11 protein-coding genes are annotated in these 12541 nt (G+C 67.1%); 7 read left to right on the top strand and 4 right to left on the bottom strand.

Annotated features, from left to right (window positions below; genetic code table 11):
* The first annotated feature begins 30 nt into the window (after nt 1–30).
* The 4 genes from IXW21_RS13095 to IXW21_RS13080 all read left to right on the top strand — a co-directional run bounded on the left by IXW21_RS13095 (nt 31) and on the right by IXW21_RS13080 (nt 3829).
* Nucleotides 31–585 carry a PH domain-containing protein gene (locus IXW21_RS13095; protein ID WP_416361101.1) on the top strand — a complete coding sequence of 185 codons (555 nt, stop codon included), beginning with the start codon at nt 31–33 and terminating at the stop codon, nt 583–585.
* An 82-nt stretch (nt 586–667) separates the two neighbouring features.
* Nucleotides 668–1792 (top strand): 5-(carboxyamino)imidazole ribonucleotide synthase, encoded by a 1125-nt coding sequence (locus tag IXW21_RS13090; RefSeq protein WP_194764697.1) that lies wholly within the window; start codon nt 668–670, stop codon nt 1790–1792.
* A gap of 118 nt (nt 1793–1910) precedes the next feature.
* Nucleotides 1911–2378 (top strand): 5-(carboxyamino)imidazole ribonucleotide mutase, encoded by a 468-nt coding sequence (gene purE / locus IXW21_RS13085; protein WP_194764841.1) that lies wholly within the window; start codon nt 1911–1913, stop codon nt 2376–2378.
* Complete coding sequence (locus tag IXW21_RS13080) at nt 2375–3829, top strand: LCP family protein (RefSeq protein WP_194764696.1); 1455 nt, start codon at nt 2375–2377, stop codon at nt 3827–3829. Before purE ends, IXW21_RS13080 begins: the two co-directional genes overlap by 4 nt.
* A gap of 167 nt (nt 3830–3996) precedes the next feature.
* On the opposite strand, the gene IXW21_RS13075 is transcribed toward IXW21_RS13080, so the two are convergent.
* The gene (locus IXW21_RS13075; RefSeq protein WP_194764695.1) at nt 3997–4560 is read right to left on the bottom strand and encodes a hypothetical protein; all 564 of its coding nucleotides are present in this window, start codon (nt 4558–4560) and stop codon (nt 3997–3999) included.
* 143 nt (nt 4561–4703) lie between these two features.
* On the bottom strand, nt 4704–6464 hold the full coding sequence (locus IXW21_RS13070) for a DUF4012 domain-containing protein (protein WP_194764694.1): 1761 nt from the start codon (nt 6462–6464) through the stop codon (nt 4704–4706).
* Nucleotides 6465–6570: 106 nt separating this feature from the next.
* Between IXW21_RS13070 and IXW21_RS13065 the strand changes: the two genes are divergently transcribed.
* Nucleotides 6571–7644 (top strand): glycosyltransferase, encoded by a 1074-nt coding sequence (locus IXW21_RS13065; protein WP_194764693.1) that lies wholly within the window; start codon nt 6571–6573, stop codon nt 7642–7644.
* Between the two features lie 15 nt (nt 7645–7659).
* On the opposite strand, the gene IXW21_RS13060 is transcribed toward IXW21_RS13065, so the two are convergent.
* Both IXW21_RS13060 and IXW21_RS13055 read right to left on the bottom strand, forming a co-directional pair.
* A complete protein-coding gene (locus IXW21_RS13060; protein WP_194764692.1) occupies nt 7660–8394 on the bottom strand; it encodes an ABC transporter ATP-binding protein in 735 nt (244 codons plus the stop codon).
* Nucleotides 8378–9247, bottom strand: a complete 870-nt coding sequence (locus tag IXW21_RS13055) for an ABC transporter permease (RefSeq protein ID WP_194764691.1) — start codon at nt 9245–9247, stop codon at nt 8378–8380. Before IXW21_RS13055 ends, IXW21_RS13060 begins: the two co-directional genes overlap by 17 nt.
* 205 nt (nt 9248–9452) lie before the next feature.
* Here IXW21_RS13055 and IXW21_RS13050 point away from each other — a divergent pair, with 205 nt between their 5' ends.
* The gene (locus tag IXW21_RS13050; protein WP_194764690.1) at nt 9453–10475 is read left to right on the top strand and encodes a glycosyltransferase; all 1023 of its coding nucleotides are present in this window, start codon (nt 9453–9455) and stop codon (nt 10473–10475) included.
* 111 nt (nt 10476–10586) lie between these two features.
* The gene (locus IXW21_RS13045) at nt 10587–12527 is read left to right on the top strand and encodes a DUF6541 family protein (protein WP_194764689.1); all 1941 of its coding nucleotides are present in this window, start codon (nt 10587–10589) and stop codon (nt 12525–12527) included.
* Nucleotides 12528–12541 lie beyond the last annotated feature (14 nt).

Genomic DNA, 12541 nt, shown 5'->3' with positions numbered 1-12541 from the left:
GTTGTCGGCGGTGGCGGGCACAATGGAGGGGTGACCCAGCCCGTGACCCTCGGCGGACGGCCGACCATGCCGCCGCCAGGCGTGCCCACTGAAGAGCTGCTCATCGCTCGATTCCGCGGGCATGCACGACGGTTGTTCTGGTCTGCTCTCGTCCTGATCGCCGTGTTCGGTGCGACCGCCTATCTCTACGACAACCTCCCGGATCCGTTCGAGAACTGGATGCTGCTCACCGCGGCGGGAGCGGCGCTGCTGTCTCTCGCCGTGATTCCCTATGCGATCTGGTACTCGCGGACGACGACCGTGACCACGCGTCGGGTGATCGTGAACCACGGCCTCGGAGCCCGCAACCGTCGCGAGATGTCGCACGCCCGCGGATACACGATCGGTGTGCGCCGCGGCATCGTGCAGCGCATGTGGGGTGTCGGCACGATCACGCTGTCGAACGGTGTCGACGCGCCGCTGCGTCTCGCGAACGTGCCGAACGCGACGTTGGTGCACGAGACGCTGGCGGATCAGATCGAGGTCAGCCAGATCCTCGCTCACCGCGATGCCCAGTCGGGGCAGGACTCCTCCCGCGGGTTCTGAGAGGCGAGAGCGGCTCTCGACCCGAGGTGCGAGCGACCGGCTCCCGGATACGGGAGAATGGTCGGGACGAATGGAGGCGCACATGGCGCTGCGCGTTGGCGTGATCGGTGGCGGCCAGCTGGCCAGGATGATGATCGCCCCGGCGGTCGAGCTGGGACTCGACCTCAGGGTGCTGGCCGAGGGCGAAGGGATGTCGGCGGGACTCGCGGCGACTGCGGTCGGAGACTACCGCGACCTCGATGTCGTCCGCGACTTCGTCAAGGATGTCGACGTCGTCACGTTCGACCATGAGCACGTCCCCCAGACCGTTCTGCGCGCCCTGGTGGCCGACGGCGTGGCAGTGCACCCGGGGCCTGATGCGCTGCAGTTCGCCCAGGACAAGCTCGTCATGCGCGCGAAACTCGCCGAGCTCGGAGTGCCTCAGCCCGACTGGGCGGCCGTGCACGATGCGTCCGAGCTGCGGGCGTTTCTTGATGAGCACGAGGGTGCCGGTGTGGTGAAGACGCCTCGCGGGGGATACGACGGCAAGGGCGTGCGTGTCGTGCGCTCGGCAGACGACGCGCAGGACTGGTTCACGGCTCTCGCCGAGGGAGAGGCCCTGCTCGTCGAGGAGCTCGTGCCGTTCGTGCGCGAACTCGCGCAGCAGGTGGCCCGCCGTCCGAGCGGCCAGATCGTCGCATACCCCGTCGTCGAGACCGTGCAGCGTGACGGAGTCTGCGCCGAGGTGATCGCGCCTGCGCCCGCAGCCGGAGACCGCCTCGTGCAGGTCGCCGAGGGCATCGGACGCTCCATCGCGGAAGGTCTGGGCGTCACCGGGATGCTCGCGGTCGAGCTGTTCGAGACCGATGACGAGCGCATCCTGGTGAATGAGCTTGCGATGCGGCCCCACAACAGCGGCCACTGGAGCCAGGACGGTGCCGTGACCGGGCAGTTCGAGCAGCATCTGCGCGCCGTCGCCGACCTGCCGCTCGGAGACACGGCGCCTCGCGCGCGTTGGTCCGTCATGGTGAACATCCTCGGCGGACCTCAGGACGGCTCGCTCGGACAGCGTTTCGCCGGCGCGATGGTCGAGCATCCGTCGGCGAAGATCCACACGTACGGCAAGGATCCGCGTCCGGGTCGGAAGGTCGGCCACGTCAACGTCGCGGGCGACGACCTCGATGAGGCCGTCTACATCGCACGGGCCGCAGCTGCCCATTTCGACTGAGACGAGATCGGGTCGTGTGAGAGGCGTGCCGTTCGGGGGTTCTCCCAGCACCAGACCGTAGCCTGAGTGGGTGACTGAGCCTTTGCACTCCTCCGCTGCGCCCCTCGTCGGGGTCGTCATGGGATCCGACTCCGACTGGCGAGTGATGAGCGACGCGTCCCAGGCGCTGACGGACTTCGCCATCCCTCATGAGGTGGAGGTCGTGTCGGCGCACCGCACGCCCGACAAGCTCATGCAGTATGCCAGGGAAGCGCGTGCGCGCGGCATCCGGGTGATCATCGCGGGAGCCGGGGGAGCGGCACATCTGCCGGGGATGCTCGCGTCGATGACGGCCTTGCCCGTGATCGGCGTGCCGGTCCCGCTCGCCTACCTCGACGGGATGGATTCGCTGCTCTCCATCGTCCAGATGCCGGCAGGCATCCCGGTGGCGACGGTGTCGATCGGCGGGGCGAAGAACGCCGGCCTCCTCGCCGCGCGAATCCTCGGCACCTCCGACGCCGACCTCGCGGATCGCGTCGAGACCTATGCTCTCGACCTCGAGGCCCAGGTCGAGGAGAAGAACGAACGGCTGAAGGGTTCGCTGTGACCCTCGCGCCGCCGCGTGGTGCGGCGCGACCCCTCATCGAGACGAGACCGCTGCGGCATCCCGATTCTGTGGATGGTGGGCTGATGGCCAAGCGCGGCTGGTGGCTGGTGCTGCTCAACGTGCTCGTGCCGGGGTCCGCGCAGGTGCTCGCGGGCAACAGGCGATTGGGAAGATTCGGTCTCGGAGCCACCCTGGTGGCCTGGCTGCTCGTCGTCGTGGCCGCGGGGCTCGGGCTGTTCGCGCGCCCGTTCTTCCTCTGGCTCACTGTCGGAGGAGGGTTCTTCTCCGCAGCGATCCTCACTCTCATCCAGGCACTGCTGATCGCGTATGTCGTGCTCTGGCTCGTTCTCACCTTCGACACGCTGCGGCTCGTCCGTCTGGTGAAAGTGCCCGGGCTGTCGCGGCTGGCGATCCCGCTGGTCGCGCTGTTGATCCTCGGTCTCGTCGGCTCGGGGACCGCCTACGCGGCATCGATCGTCGGCTCCGCGAGGAACACCATCAGCACCATCTTCGGGCAGAGCGGCCCGAGCCTTCCGCCGAGCGACGGCTACTACAACATCCTCCTTCTCGGTGCGGACAGCGGCGAAGGCCGTGATTCCATGCGCTACGACAGCATCTCGGTCGTCTCGGTCAATGCCTCGACCGGCGCGGTCACCATCACCGGAATCCCGCGTGAGCTGCCGAACGCTCCGTTCAGCGACGGCAGCCCGATGCAGGCGCTCTACCCGAACGGTTTCGAGGGGCATCAGTCGAGTGCATGCGGGTGGAACGGCTGGATGAACCACATCCGCAACGCCGCCGAGATCTGCCGCGACGACAAGGGGGCCGGACTCTACCCCGACGCGGTCGCGAACGGATCGGATCCGGGCATCGAGGCCACCAAGGATGCGGCTGAGGGCGTGCTCGGAATCGAGATCCCCTACTACGTGTTCGTCGACATGCACGGTTTCGCCGCTCTCGTCGATGCGCTCGGAGGCGTCACGATCACCGCCACCGAGCGGCTCCCCAAGGGAGGCCCACCGGACGGCACTGATCCGTACGACGTCGACGCGTGGGCGATCGGCTGGATCGAGCCCGGCGAGCAGGTCATGGACGGTGATACCGCGCAGTGGTACGCACGCTCTCGATACACCACCAGTGACTGGGACCGCATGAAGCGCCAGAGGGAGCTTCAGGAAGCGATCCTCGCGCAGTTCACGCCGCAGACCGTGCTCACCCGTTTCAACGAGGTCGCTGCAGCCGGCACTGCGCTCATCAGCACGGACCTGCCGCAGGACAAGCTTCCGGAGTTCTTCGAGCTCATGACGAAGGCGAAGGAGCAGCAGGTCACGACGATCGAGCTGACGCCCGAGAACGGCGTGGACGAGCTGAGTCCTGACTACGGGGTCATCCATTCGATGATCCAGCAGGCATTGCACCCGCCGACGCCGACCCCCGCCCCGACCCCCTGAGTCTGAGGTGGGCTTCCCCGGGCATGACTAAGCCCACGGCCGGCCCTCTGCGAGCGAGGGTTCGACCGTGGGCCTCCGGTGAAGCACCGGAATCGCCAGACGACGGTGATCGGAGGGGGAGGGATCACCGTCGTCCAGCCGACCCCCGCACGCGGCGGGAGCCTGACCTAGGCGCGCTTGCGGCGTGCGACTCCCACAGCGACGAGAGCTCCACCGGCCACGACAGCGGCTGCGCCGCCACCGAGGACCCACGGCGACACCTCTCCACCTGTCAGGGCCAGCTCGAGCCCGCCGCCCGTGAGCGGAAGCTCGCTGCCTGCTGCAGCGACCGCGGGATCGTGGTCACAGCTCACGGCTGCATCGTGCCCCTCGGATACGGTGACCGTGGCGGTGTACGACCGTGAGCCGTCGAAGGAGAGGGAGTACGATCCCTCGCCGTCGGCCGGCGGACGGAATGTGACCATCAGGCTGCCGTCGGCTGCTGCCGTGTTGCCCGAGACGGCGGAAGCGCCGGCATCCAGGCCGGATACCGATACGCCGACGTTCTCGGACGGCTGGAAGTACCCGGCGCCGAAGGCGACGGTCGAGACCTCGCAGGTGTCGATGATCGGATCACCGACTGCGACGCGAGGTGTGTCCGCATACGTGTCGGATTCGGCAGAGGCGACGGCGGGTGCCAGGAGCACGAGCGCGCCAGCGGTAAGGCTGATTGCAGCCAGTTTCTTCAGCATGATTCTCCCCAGAAATACACGCGGAATCACATCCGGACACACCCCTGCGTCCGACTGTGTGGGCTCATCATGTCCCCACGACATGATTACCGAGCCCAGATATTCCCCAGTGGGGATCACACTACATCATCGACAGCGTAAAGTCACGACGCGCAACGCAGCTCATCGCGCGTGATGTCGGGATCCGTGATCAGTGGCGTGTGCACCACCTCGGTGAGCCGTTCGCCGGCTCCCTGTCCGGTGTAGTCGACCGTGATCGTCGTCGACTCCCCGGGCGCCAGTTCGACGTCGTGCTGCACGGCGGTGCGCTCGCCGAGCAGAGCCGTCTGCACCGGCTCCTCGTCGCCGTCGCGGTCGATGCGCGAGGGGATGGCGCCCTCGGGGCCGTAGACCGTCACGAGAGTGCGCAGGGATCCCGGAGGGACGCCGTAGAAGCCCCCACCGGTGACGTACGGAGTGAGCGAGCCCGCCTCCTCGGCGGTGACGCTGTTCGTCCACGTCACGCGGACCCGGGTCGTCGGCTCTCCGTCGCAGACCCCGACCGACGTCGAGATGGCCGCGTCGGCGTAGTAGTCCATCTTGCCGCCGGTCGTGTCGTTGAGGAGCACGCCGACGCGTGTCGTCGTGTCGTCGACGGGAAGCGCCCCGCCGAGCGTGCTCACGGCGAGCAGCTTCTCCTCATCCTCATACGCGCTCCAGATGCGGATGCGTCCTTCCTCGGCGGAGGTGGCGAGCGCGCCGACCAGTTTCTTCGGGTCGCCACCGGAGAGGGCGGAGCCGAACAGGGAACTGGCGGCCTGGGCGAAGATCTGATCCTGTACGGCCGGGTCGGGAACCGTCGCGTAGATCTCGGAGAGAAGAATGCTCACGACGTTGTCCGCGTCGGCCGTGAAGGGCCCGAACGTGAGTGGACCTGTGACCGCCAGGAGGTGCTTCGTCATGACGGAGTCGACCGCGATCACGCCGTCGACCGGCGTTCCGAATCGCTGCTGCCACCGAGCGGCGATCAGCGGCGCCGCCTCCGTGAAGTCGGGGATGCTGGTGATGTTCTGCAGGTAGCGGCCGGGGCGATCCTCGAACAGCGCCGTCGTCGATTCGCTGAGGGGGAGAGCCTCATCCAGCGGGGGGAAGTCCATGGTCGATGCCTGTTGCACGAGGCTGATCCGACCGCCCTCGGCATGCAGCAGCGCGATCGCCCCGATGATGCCGCCCGAGGATCTCAACTCGGAATTGTTCTGCATGGCGATGACGTAGTTGCGCGGCCCCTCCGCGCCCAGCATGCTCGGCAGCAGCGCGGCGGCTCCATGCAACGAGCCGACGACCGTCGCGGCCTGGGTGACGGTCGTCCGCATCTCGCGGACGGCGTCGGCCAGAGGGGGGAGCGTCCCGTCCGCATCGATGCGCAGGGCCTGTGATTCCGCCGCGGTCAGGGTCGCGCTCGCGTCGGCCAATGACGGTTCGATCGCGGTGAACGGAGCGAGATCGATCGCGCCGCCCGAGAAGCCGAGGCTCGCGAGGTCGAGCTCCTCAGCAGCGTCGAGGACCGGGACGAGCGCATCGGTCGCGACATCGTCGACGATCTCGGCCACCTCGCTGACGGCGGTGAAGTTGGGGCCGAGCCAGGGGATGAATCCGAAGGCGTGCCAGACGGGGTCGGAGGTGAGATCGTGCGCGGATCCGGCGTGGTGGGCGATGCTCGCCGAGAGCGAGGCCGCCTCATCGAGATCACCGTCGGCGATCGCGGCTTTGAGTTCGGAGGACGAGGATGCGACCTGCTGCAGATCGGTGACGGCGCCGATGCCGCGTACGGTCACCCATCCGAGCGCCAGCACGAGCAGGGTCAGAATCACGCCGATGACCCATCGCATCCATCGTCGCCGTACGGGAAGTCGTCCGTCACTCACCTGAGCATTCAAGCATGAAGCGGGATATCGGCCTACGTCGAGAGCGAATCCGCCCCGCGCCGCGAGGGTGCGGTGTTCCGTGCCCGCCGACGACTACTGTTGTCGCATGAGTGCTCGGCTTCGTGTTGTCCTCGATCAGCTGACGCATGTCGTCGATGCGGATCAGGCGTCGGCGGCGCTCGATCTCGCCTCGGCGCTCGTGAAGACGGCGCCCTCCGGGTGCGTGGTCGAGGCTATCGTCGCCGCCGGATCCGAGCCCTCGATCGAGGGGTTGGCCGAGGTCCGTCGACTTCCGCTCGCGAGACGCGAGCTGGCGGCGTCGTGGCAGCTCGGGCTCACGCAGGGCCTCGGTGGCGGGCTCATCCACTCCGCCACCCTGATGGCCCCACTCGTGCGGCACGACCGCGTGCACGATCACGATCAGACGACGGCGACCGCATGGGATCTGCTCGCGTGGGATGCTCCGGATTCGCTGTCGAAGACAGCCGTCTCCTGGCAGCGGGCGATGCTCAAGCGTGCCGTCAAGCATGCGGATGCCGTGGTGGTGCCCTCGCACGCGATGGCAGAGCGCATGAGTGAGATCGCCAAGCTGGGTGATCGGATCCGGGTGATCGCCGGTGCCGCACCCGCGGGACTCGTCGTGCCCCTCGACGCGGCGGCGCGCCGCAAGGCTCTGTCGCTCCCGGCCGGGTACATCGTGATGACCGGCTCGGAGCGCACACTGGACTCGGGCTTCCGAGCTGCGGTCGCGGCCGGGATCGAAGCGGTGGTGCTCGACGCAGCTGAGGGATCGGAGCCTCGCTTCGCCGAGATCGCCGCGGCCGCCGGCCTGCCAGAATCGCGTGCTCACATCCGTGGCGTCCTGTCGCGCGATGATCGTGCAGCCGTCTTCGCCGGCGCCTCCGCTCTGGTCGCGACCAGCGGCCTGCCGGCGTGGCCGTGGCGCGTCGTCGAGGCCATGACACTCGGCGTGCCCGTGATCGCGGTCGAGAGCGGGGTTCACCGTGACGTCATCGCGGACGGCGGTGCGATCGTCGATGCCGCAGACGTTCCCGACGCGGTCGTCGACGCGCTCGGGAGCGGGGCCCGTCGGCTCAGCGTCCTTGCTGCGGATCGATCCAGAGCCTTCTCCTGGCTGGGAGCGGCGGAACGGGTGTGGGGTCTGCACGCGGACCTCTGAGGCCCAGAGGACCCGTCACACGCGCATGAGTTCGACAGCGTCCTTGCTGGGCCCGTCGTAGCGGATCTTCCCGTCCTGGAGCAGGATGCCACGCTCGCACAGGTCCGACACCATGTTCAGGTCATGACTCACGACCACGAGTGTCTTGCCCTGTGCATGCAGCTCGCGGATGCGGGCGAGACATTTGCGCTGGAACGGCTCATCGCCCACCGAGAGGATCTCGTCGATCAGCAGCACGTCGACGTGCGTGTGGATCGCGACGGAGAACGCCAATCGCAGGAACATGCCCGAGGAATAGTGCTTGACCTCGGTGTCGATGAACTTCTCGATCTCGCTGAACTCGACGATCGAGTCGAACTGGTCCTTCGTCTCCTGCTTGGACATACCCAGGATCGCGGCGTTGAGGAAGATGTTCTCCCGCCCGGACAGGTCCGGGTGGAAACCGGCGCCCACCTCGATGAGTCCCGCGACGCGACCACGGGTGCGCACCTGACCCTCATCGGGCCGCAGCACACCGGAGATCAGCTTGAGCATGGTCGACTTGCCCGAGCCGTTGAAACCGAGCAGGGCCACGGCCTCGCCCTCACCGATCTCGAAGGACACGCCGTCGAGGGCCTGGAAGTCGGTGGTCAGCGGCTTCCGCCGCACGGCCGCCACGAACGTCTCCTTGATGGAGTGGGTGTGGCGGAGCTTGAAGTGCTTGTGCACGTCCTCGACGAGGATGCGAGGCGCGTCAGAGATCCTGGGCAAAGCGACCCTCCAGACGGCGGAACACGATCTCGCCGATGATCAGGATGACGATGGACACTGCGAGAGCGATGAGGGAGTGCACCCACAGCGACGGCAGGGGTTCGGCGTTCGCCGGATCGAGCGCGTGCCAGATGCCGTAGTGGAAGAGTTCCACGGCTCCGGTGATCGGGTTCAGTGCGTACAGCTGGAACAGCCACTCCGGGACCTTGGAAGCGACCATCTGCCACTGGTACATGACGGGGGAGGCCCACACCGACACCATCACGATGATCTCGACGAAGCTCTGCGCATCGCGGAAGGTGACGTTGATCGCACCGAAGAGCAGCCCGAGGCCGGTGGCGAGCAGCGCGATGATCACGAGTCCGAGAAGAAGAGCGCCGATGCCGACGAACGTGGGCGTCCAGCCGAAGAAGAGCGCGATCACGACCACGACGATGATCTGCGGCACGGTGTTGATGGCCGCGACCATCGTGCTCGCGACGGGGAACATCTGTCGCGGGAAGTAGATCTTCTTGATGAGCGCAGCATTGTCGACGAGTGACCTCGTGGCGTTCGAGAACGACTCGTTGAAGAACGTCACCGCCGTGATGCCCGACAGCAGATAGATCGGGTAGTACTCGATGCTGTCGTTCAGTCGGAGGAAGACGCCGAGGGCGAAGAAGAAGACGAGGAACTGGATCAGCGGCTTGACGTACGACCACAGCCATCCGAGCACGGAACCCCGGTAGCGGATGCCCACTTCTTTGCGGACGATCAGGCTGAGAAGATACCGACGCCGGAACACGTCGAGCAGTCCGGTGCTCCCTCCGGGCTGGGTCAATCGCAGCTCATCGGGTACTGATGTGTGAGACACGGGCGTTCTCGTCACCTCCGTCAGACGTCCGGTTCGGGTGGAACGCCTCACCAATCATAGGTTCTCGTCGCTGTGCCGCCCCTCATTACCCGACGCGCGCGGAGTGTCGAATGTCGCTCAACAGCACCCCGCCCGTGCGTGCGCCGGTCGCGGAGGTAGGCTCTAGCTGACGGATCACAGGACGATGATGGGGAACACAGCGGCAATGACCTCGCAGAGCGGATGGATCGTACTCGCCGCCTATCAACCTGACGCCGAGCTTTTCGCTCGCCAGCTGCGCAGCATCCAGGAGCAGACCCTGCGCGACTGGACGTGCGTGATCTCGGTCGACGGAGATGCCGAGACCGTGCGACGCGTGCTCGCGGACACCGTCGGCGATGACGCACGCTTCCGTGTCATCGCGGACGGCACCAGACGCGGGTTCTATCTCAACTTCGAGCGCGGTCTGCTCGAGGTGCCGGCAGACGCCGCGTGGGTCGCGCTGAGCGACCAGGACGACTACTGGTACCCGGGAAAGCTCGCCCTTCTCGTCGAGCGGCTCGAGGACGCGCCGCTCGCTTCAGGACAGGCCCGTCTGGTCCGGCATCCGTCGGGCGACGTCACCGGCGTGACCGACCGCGCCTTCGCCGGTGGAGCGCAGCTGGTCCTGGCCAATCAGGTGACAGGTTCCCTGTGCGTCTTCCGGGGTGCGCTGCTCGCGACCGCCCTGCCCTTTCCTCGCGTGCCGACTCGAGTGGAGACGCATGACCATTGGCTGGCGGTCGTCGCCGCGACGTACGGCGACCTGGCCATCGTCGAGGACGTCGTGCAGGACTACGTCCAACATGGAGCGAATGTCTACGGCGACCCCTCCCAGCAGAAGGCGATGGGGCTGATCGAGACGATCCGCGAGACGCTCGCGAAAGCACGGAGATACGAAGGGAGCGCCTCACCGCTCGCTGTACTGCGGATGTTCTTCCTCGTGCAGGTGGGGTGGCGTCAGGTGATCGTGGAGGTCCTGCAGATGCGAGGGCGCAGCGTCGCCCCTGATGTACTCGCGGCCTTCGGCCGTCGTCGTCGGCTGCGCCCGCTGCGCCGGCTTCAGCGGGAAGCCGAGACGATGGGGATCATGGTGCGTCGCTCGTCGTGGGAGTACCTGATCGGCTGGTTCGCAGGCTCTCTGACGGGCGGAAGACGCCGCGCTCATGCCCTCGCCGTCCGAGCCGTCTCCGCGGCGGCGTCGCGCTGACTCTCACCAGGAGCTCGACGAGTCCGGGATAGGATCGATCGGGCGCAGCCGCTGCCGCGTGCAGGGTGGCGCAGACAAGTCACCGCCGCGGAGCAGGAGCACGACATACCCATGACGATCTGGATCGAACTCCTGCTCGCGCTCGGCACACTCGGCGTGCTGCTGTTCGTGCCGGGCTACCTGATCGCGCGAACTCTCGGTCTTCGGGGTCTGTGGGCGGTCGCGGTGTCGGGCCCGGCATCGGTGACGGTCGTGGTGATCGCGTCCGTCGTGGCTCCACTCGTGGGGTTGGCCTGGGGAGTTCTTCCGGTGGTGGTCGTCCTGGTGGCGCTACTCGTGGTCGTGGTGGCTCTCCGGATACTGATCTGGCGCAACCTGCCGGTGGGCCGCGTCGAGGAGGGCCTGCGTCCCTGGGCCTGCGTGGCGCTCGTCGCGGCGCCTCTGGTGATCCTGGTCCAGGTGCTCCTCATGATCGGATCTCCCGACCATATCTCCCAGACCTTCGACAACATCTTCCACCTCAACGCCGTCCGCTATGTCCTCGAGACAGGGAACGCCTCCCCGTTCTGGGTGTCGTCGCTGACCAGCGCCGAGTCCGGCGTACCACCGACCTTCTACCCGGCCGGGTGGCACGCGTTCGCGGCTCTGCTGGTGGGTGTCAGCGGGGTCTCGATCCCCGTGGCATCGAATGCTCTCGTCATCGGCTTCGCCACCTTCACATGGACGACCGGCATAATCGCACTCACCCGGGAGCTGTGGGGGAGCCGCACGGTGACGATCGTGGCGGCCGCGGCGGCCTCGACGTGCTTCCCCGCCTTCCCCCTCCTTCTCGCCGATTATGGAGTCCTGTTTCCGTACATGATGGGCTTGAGCTTCGTGCCCGTCACTCTGGCCCTGCTCATCCGCGCGGTGCTCGGCGGATTCTCGGACGGTCGGGAGCGCATCGCTTGGCTGGTGGCTCTCAGCGGCCTTCTTCCTGCCATCGCGATCAGTCATCCGGGCGCGCTCGTGGCCCTGCTCGCCTTCGGTGCGGTGGTGCTGATCGCGGCCCTCGCGCGGCGAGCCGGGCAGTCGAAGGAGCGTATCCGAGGGGGCGTCTGGCCGTGGGCCTGGATGGCGGTCTACCTCGTCGTCGCCGGATGCCTCTGGTACTTCCTGCGGCCGCCGGCAGACGCGCGCACGTGGCCGCCTGAGATGACCGTGGGGCAGGCCTTCGGAGAGATCATCACGGCATCCGTGAACCGTGCGCCGGTGAACCTCGGAATGGCGGCGCTCGTCGTCATCGGAGTCATCGCGGTCTTCCGATCCAGGACGACTCGCGCGTGGCTCGCGCTCGGGCTGCTTGCACTGGCAGCGGCCCTCTACATCACCGCCGCAGGCGTTCCGTACCTCATCTTCCGCGACGTCCTCGTCGGTGCCTGGTACAACAACATCCCCAGGCTCGCCGCTCTCATGCCCCTCGTGTGGGTGCCGCTGGCCGCCCTCGGCTTCACCGCGGCCTGGGATGCTCTCCTCGCTCGGCGTCGTGCCGATGCCAGGCCGCTGTTGGCCACCGTCGCGATCGTCATTCTCCTGCTCGCGGTGTTCCCCGTTCCCCAGGCGATGAGCATGCGCCAGGCCGTGCGCGATGCACGGGCGAACTATGCCGTCACAGACGAGGCACCGCTGCTGAGTTCTGACGAATGGGCTCTGCTCGACCGACTCGACGACGAGGTGCCCGCAGACGCCGTGATCATCGGAAGCCCCTGGACCGGGACCGCTCTCGCTTATGCGCTGGCGGACCGTGAGGTTCTGCTTCCGCACACGCTGATGTACGTCTCCCCGGAGATGCAGACGATCCTGGATCGGCTCGACACCGCAGACGCCGGATCAGAGGTGTGTGATCTTCTGCTCGACCGTCGGATCGAGTACGTGCTCGATTTCGGTCGACGCGAGGTGAACGACGGTCGTCACATCTATCGCGGTCTCGATCGTCTCGCGTCGTCGGACTCGGTCGAGCTCATCGACTCCGAGGGCGATGCGCGGCTGTACCGCGTCACCGCATGCGGTTGACCGACTGAGGGCAG

Source organism: Microbacterium sp. UFMG61, from assembly GCF_015354505.1.
Taxonomy (GTDB): domain Bacteria; phylum Actinomycetota; class Actinomycetes; order Actinomycetales; family Microbacteriaceae; genus Microbacterium.
Note: the sequence above shows the minus strand (reverse complement) of the source record. Positions and strands in the feature narration are given on the sequence as shown.